Below are 17,270 nucleotides of genomic sequence, written 5' to 3' on the forward strand. Positions count from 1 at the left end.
CGTGTGTCCAAAGATAGACCACGCGGCCATGCGAGTGTCCGATTTCGATTTCGAGCTCCCCGAAGAGCGTATCGCCCTGCGTCCGGCGCGCCCGCGCGACGCGGCGCGCCTGCTGCATGTGGCATCCGACGGAGCGCTGTCCGACAGGGGCGTGCTCGATCTGCCGGACCTGCTGCAGCCCGGCGATCTCATGGTGTTCAACGATACGCGCGTCATCCCGGCTGCGCTCGAGGGTATCCGCCCGGCCCGCGAGGTCGGCGGCGGTGGAGACGTCACGCTCGAAGTCAATCTGCACAAGCGGGTCGACGGCAAGACCTGGCGCGCCTTCGTGCGGCCCACCAAGCGGCTGCGCACGGGCGATGTGATCCGTTTCGGCGATGTGCTCGAGGCCGAGGTGACGGACAAGGCCGAAGGCGGCGATGTCGCGCTGGTCTTCAACCGTTCCGGCGCCGAGCTGGACGAGGCCATCGCCGCGACCGGCGTGCCGCCCCTGCCGCCCTATATCGCCCGCAAGCGCGGTGTGGATGAGCAGGATGTCGAGGATTACCAGACGTTGTTCGCACGCGAGAGCGGCTCCGTCGCAGCCCCGACGGCGGGGCTGCACTTTACCGACCGCGTTATGACGGCGCTGGATGCGCGCGGTATTGAGCGCGTGCATGTCACACTGCATGTCGGAGCGGGCACCTTTCTTCCTGTGAAGGCCGAGGATACCGACGAGCACGAAATGCACGAGGAATGGTGCACGGTCTCGCCGGAAGCCGCCGACGCCATCAATCGCGCCAAGGACGAGGGGCGGCGGGTGGTCCCGGTGGGGACGACAGCGCTTCGCACGCTGGAGAGCCTGGCGCCCGAGCCGGGGCGGATCGAGGCCGGCAGCCGCGACACCGACATCTTCATCACGCCAGGCTATGACTTCCGCATCACCGACGCGTTGATGACGAATTTCCACCTGCCCAAATCGACGCTCTTCATGCTGGTGAGCGCCCTGTCCGGGCTGGATGTCATGCAGCGGGCCTATGCCCACGCCATCGCCGGGGACTACCGTTTCTATTCCTACGGCGATGCCTGCCTGCTGGAGCGCGCGGCGCGCTGACTAGCCCGAGCAGGCGGGATAGGCGGCATTGCGGCCGTTCTGGATGACGATCCCGCGTTCGCCCACGATCTCGCGGCGCGGGCTGGAGACATTGTCGCCCGGCATCACCATGTCCTCGCCGTCGGGCGAAACATCGCCGTTCTGGATCACGATCCCGCGTTCTCCCACGATAGAGGCGCGAGATCCCGACGCTGAGTCCGGAGGCGGTGCATCGCGGGTATCGGTCTGAATGCGCATCGTGCCTGCATTGGCGGGCTCCGGCGCGGTTTCCGGGCGTACAGCACCGCGCTCACCGACGATACCGTTCTCACCGACGATCCCGCGCTCACCGACGATGCGTTCATAGGCGGTATTGCCGCGACCGGGGATGTGGCGTTCGACCGTCAGCACGGCGCCGTTTTCGCTGCGGCAATGACCGGCGGTACGCCATTCGACGCCCGGAAAGGCATTGGGCGCGACACGGCGCACGCGCATGGTCGACCAGTCGACGCCGGGAAAATTCACATTGGGCTGTCCTGCAAGCCAGTCGACACCGGGAAAAGCCTCCGGGTCGGCCGGAGCTGTCTCCAACTGAAGCGAGGGCGGATCGATCTGCCGGACGGTCCGGGGCTCGATGCGCTGGAGCGTCGGCGCCGGCTGGCTGTCTTCCTGCGCGCTCTGGCCGAGCGCGAGTGCGGCTGCGATAGCGATGAAACTCATGAAGGCCTCCCCTGCCTGATCGTTCGACGCTAACACATATCGGGGCCAATCTGAGCGCAAGCTGAACGGCGGCGCTTCCGATTTCCGCCCGCGCGGGATAGAAGCGCGCCCCATGAGCGTCTTTCCCTACGAAATCAAAGCGACCGATGGCGCAGCGCGCAGCGGTGTCCTGAAAACCTCGCGCGGCGAGATCCGCACGCCTGCCTTCATGCCGGTCGGCACGGCCGGCACGGTGAAGGCGCTTTATATGGACCAGGTGAAAGGGACGGGCGCGGACATCATCCTCGGCAATACCTATCACCTCATGCTGCGCCCCGGCGCCGAGCGGGTGAAGCGGCTGGGCGGTCTGCACACATTTTCCACCTGGCAGGGCCCGATCCTGACGGATAGCGGCGGTTTCCAGGTCTGGTCGCTCTCCAAACTGCGCAAGATGAGCGAGGAGGGGGTGAAGTTCCGCTCCCATATCGACGGGTCCGAGCACAATCTCACCCCGGAGCGCTCGATCGAGATCCAGGCCGATCTTCTGGGCGCCGACATCTCCATGCAGCTGGACGAGTGCACCCCCTTCGGCTGCCCCAAGGGCGAGGCCGAGGCCTCGATGGAGCTTTCGCTACGCTGGGGGCAGCGCTCGAAGGATGCGTTTGGTACGCGCGACACGCAGGCGCTCTTCGGCATCGTGCAGGGGTCGGTCTTCGAGGATCTGCGCCGCCGCTCGGCCGAGGGTCTGCAGGAAATCGGTTATGACGGTTATGCCATCGGCGGGCTCGCCGTGGGCGAGGGCTTCGAGACGATGTGCGAAGTGCTCGACTTTACCACGCCGCATCTGCCCGCCGAGCGGCCGCGCTATCTGATGGGCGTGGGCAAGCCGATCGATCTGGTCGAGGCGGTGGCGCGCGGGGTCGACATGTTCGACTGCGTCCTGCCGACGCGCTCGGGCCGGCACGGCCAGGCCTGGTCCGATTACGGTCCGATCAATATCAAGCGCGCCGAATTCGTCGAGGACGAGACGCCGCTCAATCCGGAGATCGACTGTCCGGCCAGCCGCGATTATTCCAAGGCCTATCTCAACCACCTCTTCCGCGCCGGCGAATACCTTTCGGCCATGCTGCTGAGCTGGCACAATATCGCTTATTTCGAGGACCTGACCCGCCGCATGCGAGCGGCGATCGAGGCCGGCGAGTTCGAGACGTTCCGGCGCGACTTCAACGCGAAATGGGAAGAGGGCCAGGCCCGGGCAGCGGAGCGGGCGAGCTAGTCTGCGTCGTCCTCATGCTCCTCAAGCAGGCCGTAGCTCTCGAAGGCGCGGTGCATGTAGGAAGCGGGACAGCCGAAACCATCGAACAGGCCGCGCAGATAGGCGCGCCGACGCTGGGCGATGTCACGCTGCTGGCGGGCTTCGCGCTCGATCCGGCCGGCGCCGCCGATGAAGCGGATCACCGGGCGCACCGGGTTCAGACCGACAATGGTCGAGTGATAGAGCTGACCTGCGCCTTCCGCGGCGGCTTCCGGCGCCTGACCGACGACATGGGCACTCTGGCCCATCCAGGTTTCGTGGTCGTGCTCGGCGGCTTCTGCGGCCTCGCGCCGCTGGACTTCCTCGATATCCGGTCCCAGCACCACGGTCAGACGCGCCACGTCGCGCGCGACGGTCGAACAACGGCGCCTGGAGCCTTCGCCGCCATAGGGCGTCGGTACGGTATCGTCGCCCTGGTCCACCATGATCGGACCGGGACGTTCGCGCGGAAGTCCGACTGCATCTTCAAGAGCTTCGGCAGTCTGGTCGCGCGCAGTCGTGGCCGCGCGCTCGCGAGTCGACGAGCAGCCTGCGGCGCCCAGCGCCGCGATCAAACAGGCAAGAATGCAGATATGTCCCCTCATGGGACACAGTTTACTGCGGATTGCGGCAAAATCTCATCAAAAATGCTGAAATCAGCAGTGAAACCCCGATTGACCCGCCGGAATCGCCGCTATAGGTTCCGCGCTCCTCACACGGGGAGCCGATAGCTCAGCTGGTAGAGCATCTGACTTTTAATCAGACGGTCCAGGGTTCGAATCCCTGTCGGCTCACCATTTTCCAGGCATCTTGAACTTCCCCGGCGGACAAGTCCGTTGCCGGTCCCAAAGTGTGCTTCAGGGCGATTTTCGGCTGTTGCGATCGCTAGATCATTGTGGCCCCGGCGCGTCATATCGTTATGCTGTTCAGACCCGGCCGGGGCCGGGATTCCAGACTGACGGGCGGGCCATGAACGACATTCTCCTGCAGGCGGCGATCTATCTGGGCGCCGGCGTGATTGCGGTACCGATCGCGCACCGGCTCGGACTGGGATCCGTGCTGGGCTATCTGCTCGCGGGGATCGCTATCGCACCCTTGCTGGACTGGGTGGGTTCGGACCATGAAACTGTCCAGCACTTCGCCGAATTCGGCGTCGTCATGATGCTCTTTCTGGTGGGGCTGGAACTCCAGCCGCGCCTGCTCTGGGACATGCGTATGCGGCTCTTCGGTCTCGGAGGCCTCCAGGTTCTTGTCACCGCCCTGGTCGTGACCGGCTTCTGTCTCGTGATCGGTCTCGACTGGCGTCTGTCGGCTGCACTGGGGCTGATCTTCTCGCTCTCCTCCACCGCCATCGTGCTGCAGACGCTCGGCGAGAAGAGCTGGCTGCGAACCGAGGGCGGACAGTCCGCCTTTTCCGTCCTTCTCTTCCAGGATATTGCGGTCATCCCCATGCTCGCCTTGCTGCCGCTACTGGCAGTTGCGGGCGGCGGCATGGGTACGGCCGAGATGTCCGATGCTGCGGCGCATGGCGGCGGCAATGGCGTTTTCAACGATTTGCCGGGTTGGGGGCAGGGGCTCGTCACGCTTGGCGTTGTCGCCTTCATCGTCCTCGGCGGGCGCTATCTAACCCGACCGGCCTTCCGGATCATCGCCCGGACCGGGCTGCACGAGCTTTTCCTGGCCGCGTCCTTCCTGCTTGTCATTGGCATCGCAGTGGCCATGAGCGCCGTCGGACTCTCGCCGGCGCTGGGGACTTTCCTCGCCGGCGTCCTGCTTGCCGAAAGCGAATACCGGCACGAGCTCGTCAGCGACCTTGACCCGTTCAAGGGGCTGCTGCTTGGCGTCTTCTTCATCACGGTCGGCGCCGGTATGGAGTTTTCCCTGCTGGCCAGTGAGACCATCCCTATCCTCGCTTTGACGCTCGCGCTGATTGCCATGAAGGCGATCATCCTTCTCGGCCTCTCCGTCATGTTCCGCATGAAGGGACGGGCCCGCTGGCTGTTCACCTTCTCTCTGGCGCAGAGCGGCGAATTCGCCTTCGTCCTCCTGACTTTCGCCGAGGGCATCCATGTGGTGCCGGAGGTGGTCGCCGGGCGAGCGGCGCTCGTCGTTGCACTTTCCATGCTGGCTACGCCGCTGATGATGATCGTCTTCGAGCGCTGGGTGTCGCCGCGCGTGGCGCGCAAGGCCGGCGCGATGCGCGACGAGGACGTGATCGAGCAGGAAGCGCCAGTTATCATTGCGGGAATGGGGCGCTTCGGCCAGATCGTGCACCGTCTCCTCGTGATGGACGGCTATCGCCCGATCGTTCTGGACAATTCGGCCGAGCATATCGATTCGCTGCGCAAGTTCGGGATCCAGGTCTATTACGGAAATGTGCTGCGTCCGGGCCTGCTGGAGGCCGCGGGGATCGCCAATGCGAAACTCTTTGTGGTCGCCACCGACAATCGCGAGCGGGCCGTCGAACTCGTCCAGCACGTCAAGCAGCGCTACCCGCACGTGCATATCATCGCCCGGGCCGCCAGCCGCGAGCATGTCTACCAATTGCGCGCTGCCGGTGCAGACAGTGCGGTGCGCGAGCTGTTCGGCTCGTCACTGGATGTCGCCCGTCAGGCACTCCAGGTGCTTGGGGAGGACACGCGCCGCGCTGGCCGCAAGGCCGCCGCCTTCAAGCGGCATGACGAGGAGAGCCTGCATCAATTGTTCGATGTCTGGGACTCGGAAACGAACGTCGTGGACAATGAGGCCTATATAGAACGGGCGCGCTCGCGCGAGATATCGCTCGCCGACCTGATGGCTGAAGATGTCGGCGAGCCGGACAAGGACATGATCCAGGACGAGGATGCCGAGTGAAGGACCGGAAATACCTCCGGAAACTTGCTGTGAACGGCCTGGTCGAATAGCGCTTTCTTGCTACCGGAAATATGGTTAACGTCATTGCGTTGTGACGCGTCGGGGGGCGAAGAGTGTGCAAGGGGAAGTTTCTCGCAGTGGCGGCCGGATTGCTGGCGACCGTCTGGGCTGGTTCGCTCACGCACGCCCACGCCGAGGAAGAGGTCGCACCGGATACGACCGGTCCGCTGACCCTGGAGACGCGTCCGCCTGAGCCCTTTACCCTCGCCGACCTGGCTGAGCTTACCCCGGTCGTGCGGGGGTGGCGCGAGGCGGATTATCTGGATCTGGCCCGTGCGTTGTACGAAGCGCCCAGTCATGGTCTCCCATCGCTCGATGCTGCGGCCGATTCGCTGCAGGATCCGGACGTGCCGGCGGAGACACGCGCCCGACTGGCCAGCCTCGCCTATATGCGTTTTGCGAGTTGGCTCGAATTCGGCATGCTCGATCCCGAGACGCTGCTTCCGCGGCATGTGACACCCGACGAGGCCGACCGTCTCGTCCGGCGCCTGGAAGCCGCGCTGCGTCCGGACGGGCGGCTCGTCGATGCGTTGCAGGCAAGCATGCCGCGCGTGCGCGACTACAACACGCTGCGCGCTGAAATGCTTCGTGTTCTCGCCTTGCGTCCGATCTGGCCCTCGATCGAGCGCGGGCCGGTTCTGGAGGTCGGAGATTCCGGCCCTAGGGTTGATCAGCTGCGTGCCCGCCTCGCCGCCGAGGGGCTGATCGCGCCCGACTGGCGCGCGGGCGAGCCTTTCAATTTGAGACTGGAAACGGCGGTCCGGCGCTATCAGGGGCGCGTCAATCTCGCGCCGACGGGACGGCTCGACCGGGCCACGCTGACCCAGCTCAACACGCCGCCGGACGATCGCATTGTCCAGCTTATGGTGAATCTCGAGCAGCGCCGCTGGCGCACCCGCGAATTGGGGTATCGCCATATCTGGGTGAATATCGCGGACTTCCGTCTCGAGGCCTGGGAGGATGGCCGCCTCGTCCGGGAGCACGAGGTCATGGTCGGGCGAGAGGTCAGCTCGACGCCGGAATTCTCCGACGAGATGGAATATCTCGTCCTCAACCCCTGGTGGGGGTTGCCGGGGGGCTCGGCCCGCTCGCGTTTCCGCGCGATCCGGCGCAATCCCGGACTCGTCAGCGCGCTGGGCTACCGCATCTTCGACGAGGCCGGACAGGCTGTACCGGTTTCTGCGATCGACTGGGATCGCTGGGGCAATGGCTGGCCCTATCGCATCTCCCAGGCGCCCGGGCCGGACAATCCGATGGGCGAGGTGAAGTTCATTTTTCCCAATCGCCATAATGTCTACATCCACGACACTACGGAGCGCGACCAGTTCGTCCGGACACGCCGCGACTTTTCCGCGGGCTGTATTCGTGTGCAGGACCCGCTGGCGCTGGCCGAGTGGGTGCTCGCCGGGCAGGACGGTTGGGACAGGAATCAGATCGACACGACAGTAGAGGGCGATACGCCGACCGTCGTCTGGCTCGATCGCCGCCTGCCGGTTCACATCGCCTACTGGACAGTCGTCGGCGAAGCGGGTGGAAGCGTGCGCTATCTGAACGATCTTTACGGACGGGACGGGGAGGTCATGGAAGCCTTCTCACGGGCTTACGGACGCGCGGACGTGCCGCGGCTCGCCCCGTCAGGCGATCTGGCAGGCATCGGCAGCATCTGGATGGACTGACCGCTAGTCACCGGCTGCAACCGGAGTGCGATTTGGAGAATGCTCGACGGTTCGGCCTATTTACATACCGAAAACACCTGGCGTTAACCATGCCCCGCCAATTTGGGGTGCGTCATATTATTGATTTTATGTGACTATTTCAGGTTGTCCTTATTTGAGTGTAGCCTTGTTGCAACGCACTCCAGATTTTCCGCAAAAGCCCCAAAACCATGGACATGGCTGTAGCGCTCGCGATCTAATTGTAGTAGGAAAAACGCTAGGAAGCACTCGTGTTGAGTGATTCCTCGTGTTCGATATTCGATCGGAAACGATCCGTCACACCAAGGAGGCTTTTGCCTCCGGAGGGGGAATGATGAAAAAACGGCTTTTTACGGCGGCCGCCGTCGGGGCCTTCCTTGCAGCGGGTCCTGCGTTCGCTGACGAAGGCTGGTATGTGCGTGGTGCCGTCGGCTATGGCGGTCCGGGCGACACCGACGTCTCCGGCTCGCTGAACGGCGAAATCCAGGGTGAAGGCAATTGGCGCGAAGCTGTCGCACTCGGTTATGAGTGGGCTGACGGTTTCCGCTTCGAAGGTGAACTGGCTCACCGGTACAACGACACCGGTGCTGTGGGGAACTTCGAGAACAGCCTCAGCGACTTCCAGGTCTGGTCCCTGATGGCAAACGCCATCTTCGACTTCAATCCGGATGGCAACTACCATCCGTATGTCGGTCTCGGCATCGGTATGGGCGAAGTCAACGGCACGCTCGCCGGTTGGACCACAGGTACCACGCCTGTTGCCCCGACCCCGGCCGACTATGTGATCAGCCAGGGCGACGACAATCCGTTCATGTGGCAGATCATGGCCGGTATCGGTTGGGAGGTCAGCGAGCGCTGGACCCTCGACACCGAGTACCGCTACTTCTCCGCTGCCAGCACCGACTTCCCGTCCAACGTGAATGTCGATGCTCTGGCGGGTCACGAAGTGTGGATGGGCCTGCGGTATTCCTTCGCGGCTCCGCCGCCGCCGCCCCCGCCCCCGCCGCCGCCGCCTCCGCCGCCGCCTCCGCCTCCGCCGCCTCCGCCGCCTCCTCCGCCGCCTCCGCCGGCGTGTGAGGATGTGGAATTCCGCGTCTACTTCGCCTGGGATGAGTCCGCTCTGACCGACGAAGCGCGTGCGGTGATCGCTCAGGCTGCTAGCCAGCGCGGTTCCTGTGATGTGACCACGGTCAGCGTGTCGGGCTTCACCGACCGTTCCGGTTCGGCCTCCTACAATGTTGGCCTTTCCGAGCGCCGTGCTCGCGTCGTTCGCGACGAACTGGTCCGCCTCGGCGTCCCGGCGAGCACGATCTCGCTGGAAGCCTTCGGTGAGACCCGCAATGCGGTCGAAACGCCGGACGGTGTGCGCGAGCCGCTCAACCGTCGTACGGAAGTGGTCATCGTCCTCGATTAATCCTCGAGACGAGCCTCAAAGAGATACGGCCCGGCATTCTGTCGGGCCGTATTTTTTTGGAATGAACGTGCGCGGAACTGAACTAGGACGGGCATGATTGGCCACTTCTTTCCGCGTGCTGAGGTCAGGCTTGACCGCGGACCGACACCGGTTCACACCGGCGAAAATGTCTTGGCGATGTGCCTTGAATTGCCGCTGGGAGGAAACCGATGAGCAAGCCCGACAAACCCTATCGCAAGCGCGCCGTTGCCGGTCACGAGCTGAGCCCGGAAACGCAGATGATGAGCTACGGGTATGACCCGAAGCTCTCCGAAATGTCGATCAAGCCGCCGGTCTTCCTGACCTCGACCTTCGCATTCGCCAGCGCGGAAGACGGCGCTGCTTTCTTCCGCGTGACGCTCGGCCAGGCCGAAGAAGGTGACCCGGAAGCGGCGGGTCTGATGTATTCCCGCTTCAACAATCCGAACATGGAAGTGCTCGAGGACCGCTTGGCCCTTTATGACGGAGCGGACGAAGCGGCTGTCTTCTCCTCCGGCATGGCGGCCATTTCGACCACCCTGATGGGGCTCGCTCATGCCGGCTCGGTCATCCTGCAGTCGACCCCGCTCTATGGGGGAACGGAAAGCCTGCTGCGAAAATTCCTGCCGCATTACGGCATCCAGTCGGTCGATTTTTTCGCTGGTGCGAATGAAGACGAGCTGCGAGAAGCCGCCGAGGCCGCCATGGCCAAGGGTGAGGTTTCGGTCATCTACACCGAGACCCCGACCAACCCGACCAATGACCTCGTCGACCTCAAGGCCTGCCTGCGCATCGCCGACATGATCGCCGAGAAACAGGGCAAGCGCCCCTATCTCGTGGTCGACAACACTTTCCTCGGCCCGGTTGGCCAGAAGCCGATCGAGCTCGGCGCCGATGTCGTCGTCTACTCGCTCACCAAATATATCGGCGGGCACAGTGACCTGATCGCCGGCTCCGCGTCGGGCTCCGAGGAAGCGATGAGCCAGATTCGCAGCCTCCGCGGATATCTCGGCACGAATCTCGACCCGCACACCTGCTGGATGCTGCTGCGCTCTCTCGAGACCGTAAAGATCCGGATGGAAGCTGCCGCGACCGGTGCCCGCAAGGTTGCCGAATTCCTTCGCGACCATCCGAAGGTCCAGCGCGTCCGATATCTCGGCTTCCTGGAAAAGGGCACGCGCGACGGCGACGTCTTCCACGCCCAGTCCAGCTCGGCCGGCTCCACCTTTGCGTTCGACCTGGCCGACGAGGCATCGGCCTTCCGCATGCTCAACGCCCTGCAGGTGATGAAGCTGGCGGTCAGCCTCGGCGGTACCGAAACGCTCATCTGCCATCCGGGCTCGACGACGCATCGCGGGGTCGATCCCGAGCTGCGCCGCCGTCAGGGCTTCTCCGAAGGCCTGGTACGCATTTCCGTCGGCATCGAGAATCCCGATGATCTCATCGCCGACCTGAAGCAGGCGCTCGATCAGGCCTGATCCGATCCAGACCACCCCTCCCGCGATCTCAGCGGGAGGGGTGGACCCGCCCGTTTAAACGGCTATCACAGGGTCATGCAGGACAAACTGGACCTCAATTCGGACGAACGCGCGGTTCTCGACTGGATCGATACGCGGGCCGATGGAATGATCGAAACCGTCAAGGCTTGGTCGGCGATCAATTCGGGTAGCCGCAATGCCGACGGGCTGGAGCGCATGCGCGCTTGCCTGGAAACGGCTTTCGAGGAACTGGGCGGCGAGATCAGTGCCGTCGAACTGCCGCCGACCACCGTCGTGGAGCCGGACGGCAGGGTTCACGAGCAGAGCTTTACCCCGTCCTTTCACTGTCGCATTCGCCCGCAGGCACCGATCCGGATCGTCATGACCGGGCATCACGACACGGTGTTCCCGGCAGACAGTCATTTCCAGTCGACCGAGCTCTGGGACGACGACACGCTGAACGGGCCCGGCGTTGCCGACATGAAGGGCGGTATTCTGGTGATGCTGCACGGGCTTCTGGCCCTCGAGCGCAGTCCCTGGAAGGACGAGATCGGCGTCGATGTACTGATCAGTCCGGACGAGGAAATCGGTTCGCTCGGTTCCGGGCCGATTCTGGCGGAACTCGGGGCTGGTGCGGATATCGGTATGACCTACGAACCGGCGCTGGCCGACGGCTCGCTCGCCGGTGCCCGCAAGGGATCGGGGAATTGGTCGCTCAAGGTATCCGGCCGGGCTGCCCATGCGGGGCGCGAACACCATCTTGGCCGCAATGCGCTGGCCGCGGCCTGCGCATTCGGGCTCGGGCTGGACGAGTTGAACGGTCGCCGCGAGGGCGTCACCTTCAATCTCGCGCGGATCGATGGCGGCGGACCGCCCAATGTCGTGCCGGACAATGCCGTGGCGCGCTTCAATGTGCGCGTCCAGACCGAAAACGACCGGACCTGGGTCGAGGCTGAACTCGAACGCCTGGTCGACGAGATCGCGGTGCGCGACGGGATCGCGGCGGAGCTTCATGGCGGCTTCACCCGTCCACCCAAGCCGATGTCCCCGGCCAATGCGCGCATGTTCCAATGGACGCGCGCCGCCGGCAGTACGCTCGGCCTCGATATTCGCTGGCAGGACACGGGCGGTGTCTGCGAAGGCAATAATCTCTGGGCAGCGGGCTGCCCGAATGTCGATACGCTGGGCGTGCGCGGCGCCGATATCCATTCGGATCGCGAGATCGTCAAATTGTCCAGTTTCGCCGAGCGCGCAAAGCTCTCGGCCGTGATGTTGATGAAATTCGCCCGGGGCGAGTTCGATGCGCGCGAAGCGCGGGCCCTGGCGCGGAGCCAGTAAGTAACCGGGTACCGATCGGGGAGGGATCATGCTGATCGTACGTGCGGCCAAACGGTCGGACATTGACGCGCTTGTGCGTCTGGCCAAGGAAGCCGGGACCGGCTTTACCAGTCTCGCGGTTCCCGCGGACGTGCTCGCCGAACGCCTGGAGAAATCCGAGGCGGCCTTTGCCGGGCCCGGAGATCGTCAGACCGAGGACACCTACCAGTTGATGCTGGAAGACACGGAAAGCGGCCGCATCGTCGGCTGTTCCGCGGTCAAGGCGATGGTCGGCGTGTCCAAGCCCTATTGGGACTTCAAGATCATCACGCTGGCCCAGCACTCCAAGGATGCGGATCGCCGTTTCGACATGGATGCCATGCTGCTGGTCAATGATTTCGCAGGGGCCTCCGAGGTCGGGACGCTTTTCGTGTCCTCCGAGGGACGTGGCACCGGCGCCGGCCGCCTCGTCGCGCAGACCCGCTATTTGATGATTGCCGCTGGCCGCCCTCGTTTCGGTGACCGCGTGCTCGCCGAACTGCGCGGTATCGTGCACGAGGACGGGTCTTCGCCTTTCTTCGACTATGTCTCGCGGCCCTTCTTCCGGATGGATTTCGACGAGGCGGACCGGCTGAGCGCGGCGACGGACAACCAGTTCATCCTCGATCTCGGCCCGCAGCACCTGATCTATCTCGACCTGCTCCCTGATGTGGTGCGGGAGGTGATCGGCAAGCCGCATCGCGACGGGGAGGGCGCCTTGAACCTGCTCGAATGGGAAGGGTTCCACTATGATCGCTATGTCGACATCTTCGACGGCGGTCCGCTGGTCTCGACCTGGACCGAGAATATCCGGACCCTGCGCGAGAGCCGCGAAGTCACGGTTCGCGCGGCGGTGACGCATGGCGGTGCCGAAGGCATTCTCTCGACCGACCGGTTCGACGATTTCCGCACCTGCAATGTTCAGGTGATCGATGATGGCGATGTGCTCGGCGTGCCTCATGAGGCGATGCAGGCACTCGATCTGACAGAGGGCGAGCGCGCCCGGTTCTGGCGACGGCAGAGGTAAGACGATGATCTATATACATGGCGAATGGCGCGATGGCGCCGGCGACAGTTTCCGGTCTCTCAATCCGGCCGATGGCAGCGAGATCTGGTCCGGCAAGGCCGCCGATCCGGCGGACGTCGATGCGGCCTTCAAGGCGGCCCGCAAGGCGTTTCCCGCCTGGGGACGCGCCTCGGTAGAGGACCGCATCGCCATCGTCGAGCGCTACAAGACCGAGCTCGAATCGCGCAAGGCGGAGCTCGCCGAGCTGATTTCCCGCGAGACGGGCAAGCCGCGCTGGGAAGGCCTCGCCGAAGCCGGTGCGATGATCGGCAAGATCGACATCTCCACGAAGGCCTATGTCGACCGGACGGGCAGTTTCGTCAATGAAACCGCCTTCGGTCATGCCGCTCTGGCGCACAAGCCGCTCGGGGTGATGTTCGTGCTCGGGCCGTACAATTTCCCCGGCCACCTGCCGAACGGCCATATCGTCCCGGCACTGATCGCGGGCAATACCATCGTCTTCAAACCGTCCGAGATCACGCCGGGCGTCGGCGAGGCCATGGTGCGCGCCTGGGAGGCAGCGGGTCTGCCGGCAGGCGTGCTCAACATGGTACAGGGCGCCCGGGAGACCGGTGCCGCCGCGCTCGATCATGCCGATCTCGATGGTGTGCTCTTCACGGGGTCGTGGAATACGGGCCGGTTCATCCACGAGAAGTTCGCCGGACAGACGGGCATCCAGCTGGCGCTCGAAATGGGCGGAAACAATCCGCTCGTCGTCTGGGATGTCGAGGATGCCGAGGCTGCGGCGCGCATTGCCGTCCACTCCGCCTTCATCACGGCCGGCCAGCGCTGTTCCTGTGCCCGCCGCCTGATTGTTCCGGTTGGAGAGAAGGGCGATGCCGTCGTGGCGGCGATCGCCGAAATCGCTGGCAAGCTCACCATCGATCGCTGGGATGCGGAGGTGGAGCCCTTTATCGGACCGCTCGTTTCAGGTCAGGCGGCCGAGGGCGTTCTCGCCGCCCAAGCGGAGCTTATCGAACGCGGCGCCAAACCCATCCGTCCGGTCGAGCCGGTCAGCGAACTTGGTGATGCCTTCGTGCGGCCGGGCCTGCTGGACGTGACCGGCGTGGATGTGCCGGACGAGGAAGTCTTCGGCCCGATGCTGCAGGTGACGCGCGTCGACTCCTTCGACGGCGCGATCGATGCGGCCAATAATACAGCCTACGGCCTGTCGGCAGGCCTCGTCTCGGACGACGAGTCGCTGTGGAAGCAATTCTGGGTCGAGGCACGGGCCGGGATCGTCAACTGGAACCGCCCGACCTGCGGCGCGGCCTCGAACATGCCCTTCGGCGGGCCGGGGCAGTCGGGCAATCTCCGCCCGAGTGCCTATTACGCTGCCGATTATTGCGCCTATCCGGTTGCGACGCAGGCCGCGCCGGTTCCGGAACGCATGGCGGTCAAGGGAGTGGATTGATCATGGCAGCGGTGGAAGCCAATTTCGACGGTCTCGTCGGTCCGACCCACAATTATGGCGGGCTGTCCGAAGGCAATCTGGCGAGCTCGAAGAATGCGGGGCTGGTCTCCTCGCCGCGCGCCGGTGTGATCGAAGGCCTGGACAAGATGAAGCGGCTCGCCGATGCGGGTCTCGTCCAGGGTCTGCTTCCGCCGCACGAGCGGCCCTTCATTCCCTTCCTGCGCCAGTGCGGTTTCTCCGGCTCCGACGAGGCGATCGTCGAGCGGGCCTGGAAGGAGGCGCCCGGCCTCCTGCGCAAGGCGACGTCCGCGTCGCCGATGTGGTCGGCCAATGCCGCCACCGTCTCGCCCTCGGCCGACACGGCCGACGGTCGCCTGCACTTCACGCCGGCAAACCTGCTGACGACGCTGCACCGCTCGATCGAGGGCCCGCAGACCCGGCGCGGTCTGCGATGGGCCTTTGCCGATTCCAAGCGTTTCTCGGTGCACGACGTGCTGCCAGCGCAGCCTGACTTTGCCGATGAAGGGGCGGCCAATCATGTGCGGCTCTGTGCCGAGCAGGGCGAACCGGGCGTGGAGATTTTCGTCTATGGACGCGAAGCCGGCGAAGCCTGGTCCGGCGCCTATCCCGCGCGGCAGACGCTCGAGGCCTGCCAGGCCGTGGCGCGCGCACACGGTCTCGATCCGGCGCGCACGGTCTATCTGCGCCAGTCGCAGGCGGCGATCGATGCGGGCGCCTTCCACAACGACGTCGTCTGCGTGGGAACCCGGAACACGCTTTTCTACCACGAACTGGCCTTCGAGGATCGTCAGGATGCGCTCGACGCTATCCGTCGAGCTGCTGATGGCCTGTTCGAGCCGGCCTTCGTGGAAGTGCCCGAGGCGGACGTCCCGATCGGCGATGCGATTACCAGCTACCTGTTCAACTCCCAGCTCCTGGAATGGCCGGGCGAGGACCGTCTCGTGCTGGTCGCACCGACGGAAACCGAGGAGACTCCCACCACGGCGGCCAATTGCGAGGCGATGACAGCAGGCAATGGTCCTATCGGGCGTGTCGATTTCGTCGATGTGCGGCAATCCATGCGCAATGGTGGCGGTCCGGCCTGCTTGCGCCTGCGCGTGGTGCTGACCGACGAGGAGCGTGCCGCTGTAACACCGTCGGCGCTTATGACTGACGCGCTGCATGCCTCGCTCACAGCCTGGGCGCAGAAGCATTATCGCGAGAGCCTGGCTCCGAACGATCTCGGCGATCCGGCCCTGATGCGGGAATCTCGCGAAGCCCTCGATGCGTTGACCGGAATTCTTGGTCTGGGCGGTGATTTCTATCCCTTCCAGCGCGTGTGACGTAGCGGGGCGCAACCGATCTGTTCAGCGCCGAAAAACGTGTTAGGTTGCGCGCCTCGCAAAACGGGAGGCGGTCTGTGAATTCGAGTCAGCGCGCTTGTATCGTTCTACTGGATGACGACCCGGACGAGCATTTCCTGTTCCAGGCCGACCTGGAGGATGCGGGGCTCATATTCGATTTTCAGGCTTTCACACGCGCCGAAGACGCACTCGGGCATCTTCAGGAGCAGGCCTATCCGGCCGTGCTCGTCCTGACAGATCTGGGCCTTGCGGGCTGTGATGCGGTCGATTTCATCCGGCAGGCCCGTGCCCATGTCGGCATGGGCGGCGTCGGTGTCTATTCCGGGGCGAAAAGCGCCGACCGGGAAGAGGAATGCCGCAAGGCGGGCGCCAGCTTCTATCTGGTGAAGCCGGCTTCCCTGCCCAAGCTGGTTGATGCGGTAGAGGAGCTGGAAGGCCTCTTCACCCGCAAGGGCGAAGACGGCCGTCTCGAACTCGTCCACGCCTAGACCGCGACGGCGTGCTCCGTCAGCCCGCCGGCATTGGCGTATTCCTGCGTACCCTTGTGATAGACGCGATCGCCCTCGACGACGTCAGAGGGTTTCAGCTCGGGCATGTCGGGCAGGCGCTCGTAGATCGGCGCGAAATCCTTGTAGGTCGCTTCCATCAGCTCGTCATAGCTGTCGATCACGAAATAGGTCTGCTGGAAGTCGTCATAGCGGTAGTCCGTGCGCATGATGCGCTCGAGATCGAAGTGCAGGCGGTTCGGTGACCGCGCTTCCAGACAGAAGACCGATTCCGCCTTCGACGAGACAATGCCCGCTCCATAGATGCGGCGGCCTTCCGGCGTGTTGATGAGGCCGAATTCCACTGTGTACCAGTAGAGACGTGCCATGTGCTTGATGGCGTCGAATTCGAGCGAGCGCAGGCCGCCCTTGCCGTAGGCTTCCATATAGTCCGCGAATACCGGCTGTGTGAGCAGCGGCACATGGCCGAACACGTCGTGGAAGATGTCCGGTTCCGGCAGATAGTCCAGCTTGTCGCCGTCACGGATGAAACGGCCGGAAACGAAACGGCGATTGGCAAGGTGCTCGTAGAATTCCTTCTCCGGGATCAGTCCCGGTACGGTCACGACGGTCCAGCCGGTGAGCTTTTCCAGCTTTTCGTTGACGCGCCGGAAATCAGGAATGCCGCCTTCATTGAGATTGAGCATCTCGAGGCCCCGGAAGTGCTCGGGTGCCGCACGGTCCTTCAGCAAACCCATCTGCTGGTCGTACAGGGTCGACCAGATTGCATGCTCCTCCCGCGTGTAGAGGTCCCATTTCTGGTCGATGGTAAAATCGGCGGCGGGTTCCTGCTCCGCCACGATCGGATCATTCACGGGCATAGCGTGGCTCCAAAGGCTGCTGGCTGGCCAAATTAGTTTCGTTTGTAACTAAATATACGCCATCTCCTTCCAGTACCCAACGCCCTGCCGCACATTTCTGCCCGGAAAACGCAAAGCGCCGC

Annotated in this window: 14 protein-coding genes and 1 tRNA gene; 12 read left to right on the forward strand and 3 right to left on the reverse strand. The window is 64.2% G+C overall.

Annotated elements, in window-relative coordinates; genetic code table 11:
• The first annotated feature begins 28 nt into the window (after positions 1-28).
• A complete protein-coding gene (gene queA, locus AC13HB_RS09065; RefSeq protein ID WP_482949428.1) occupies positions 29-1,093 on the forward strand; it encodes a tRNA preQ1(34) S-adenosylmethionine ribosyltransferase-isomerase QueA in 1,065 nt (354 codons plus the stop codon).
• Here queA and AC13HB_RS09070 read toward each other — a convergent pair whose 3' ends face one another.
• Positions 1,094-1,792 (reverse strand): hypothetical protein, encoded by a 699-nt coding sequence (locus AC13HB_RS09070; RefSeq protein ID WP_482949429.1) that lies wholly within the window; start codon positions 1,790-1,792, stop codon positions 1,094-1,096.
• Between the two features lie 112 nt (positions 1,793-1,904).
• On the opposite strand from AC13HB_RS09070, the gene tgt reads away from it, so the two are divergent.
• Positions 1,905-3,047, forward strand: a complete 1,143-nt coding sequence (gene tgt / locus AC13HB_RS09075; RefSeq protein WP_482949430.1) for a tRNA guanosine(34) transglycosylase Tgt — start codon at positions 1,905-1,907, stop codon at positions 3,045-3,047.
• On the opposite strand, the gene AC13HB_RS09080 is transcribed toward tgt, so the two are convergent.
• Entirely contained in the window at positions 3,044-3,670 is a 627-nt protein-coding gene (locus tag AC13HB_RS09080) for a hypothetical protein (RefSeq protein ID WP_482949431.1), read from the reverse strand. The genes tgt and AC13HB_RS09080 overlap by 4 nt on opposite strands.
• A gap of 116 nt (positions 3,671-3,786) precedes the next feature.
• Between AC13HB_RS09080 and AC13HB_RS09085 the strand changes: the two genes are divergently transcribed.
• The 10 genes from AC13HB_RS09085 to AC13HB_RS09130 all read left to right on the forward strand — a co-directional run bounded on the left by AC13HB_RS09085 (position 3,787) and on the right by AC13HB_RS09130 (position 16,270).
• Positions 3,787-3,862, forward strand: a tRNA-Lys gene (locus tag AC13HB_RS09085).
• A 172-nt stretch (positions 3,863-4,034) separates the two neighbouring features.
• Entirely contained in the window at positions 4,035-5,918 is a 1,884-nt protein-coding gene (locus AC13HB_RS09090) for a cation:proton antiporter domain-containing protein (protein ID WP_482949432.1), read from the forward strand.
• A 113-nt stretch (positions 5,919-6,031) separates the two neighbouring features.
• Positions 6,032-7,654 (forward strand): L,D-transpeptidase family protein, encoded by a 1,623-nt coding sequence (locus AC13HB_RS09095; RefSeq protein ID WP_482949433.1) that lies wholly within the window; start codon positions 6,032-6,034, stop codon positions 7,652-7,654.
• Positions 7,655-8,006: 352 nt separating this feature from the next.
• Positions 8,007-9,086, forward strand: a complete 1,080-nt coding sequence (locus AC13HB_RS09100) for an OmpA family protein (RefSeq protein WP_482949434.1) — start codon at positions 8,007-8,009, stop codon at positions 9,084-9,086.
• A gap of 209 nt (positions 9,087-9,295) precedes the next feature.
• Positions 9,296-10,582: a cystathionine gamma-synthase family protein gene (locus AC13HB_RS09105; protein WP_482949435.1), complete on the forward strand. Its 1,287-nt coding sequence runs from the start codon at positions 9,296-9,298 to the stop codon at positions 10,580-10,582.
• A 75-nt stretch (positions 10,583-10,657) separates the two neighbouring features.
• Positions 10,658-11,920 carry a hydrolase gene (locus tag AC13HB_RS09110; RefSeq protein ID WP_482949436.1) on the forward strand — a complete coding sequence of 421 codons (1,263 nt, stop codon included), beginning with the start codon at positions 10,658-10,660 and terminating at the stop codon, positions 11,918-11,920.
• 28 nt (positions 11,921-11,948) lie between these two features.
• On the forward strand, positions 11,949-12,965 hold the full coding sequence (locus tag AC13HB_RS09115; RefSeq protein ID WP_482949437.1) for an arginine N-succinyltransferase: 1,017 nt from the start codon (positions 11,949-11,951) through the stop codon (positions 12,963-12,965).
• A 4-nt stretch (positions 12,966-12,969) separates the two neighbouring features.
• Positions 12,970-14,418 (forward strand): succinylglutamate-semialdehyde dehydrogenase, encoded by a 1,449-nt coding sequence (astD, locus tag AC13HB_RS09120; protein WP_482949438.1) that lies wholly within the window; start codon positions 12,970-12,972, stop codon positions 14,416-14,418.
• Positions 14,418-15,761 carry an N-succinylarginine dihydrolase gene (gene astB, locus AC13HB_RS09125; protein WP_482949473.1) on the forward strand — a complete coding sequence of 448 codons (1,344 nt, stop codon included), beginning with the start codon at positions 14,418-14,420 and terminating at the stop codon, positions 15,759-15,761. The genes astD and astB overlap by 1 nt, the downstream gene beginning before the upstream one ends.
• Positions 15,762-15,838: 77 nt before the next feature.
• Positions 15,839-16,270, forward strand: coding sequence for a response regulator (locus AC13HB_RS09130; RefSeq protein ID WP_482949439.1), 432 nt, complete (start codon positions 15,839-15,841; stop codon positions 16,268-16,270).
• Here the strand turns inward: AC13HB_RS09130 and phhA are convergent.
• Positions 16,267-17,148 carry a phenylalanine 4-monooxygenase gene (phhA, locus tag AC13HB_RS09135; protein WP_482949440.1) on the reverse strand — a complete coding sequence of 294 codons (882 nt, stop codon included), beginning with the start codon at positions 17,146-17,148 and terminating at the stop codon, positions 16,267-16,269. The two genes, AC13HB_RS09130 and phhA, sit on opposite strands and share 4 nt — an antisense overlap.
• Between the last annotated feature and the right edge of the window lie 122 nt (positions 17,149-17,270).

The organism is Maricaulis sp. B-26 (assembly GCF_056857855.1).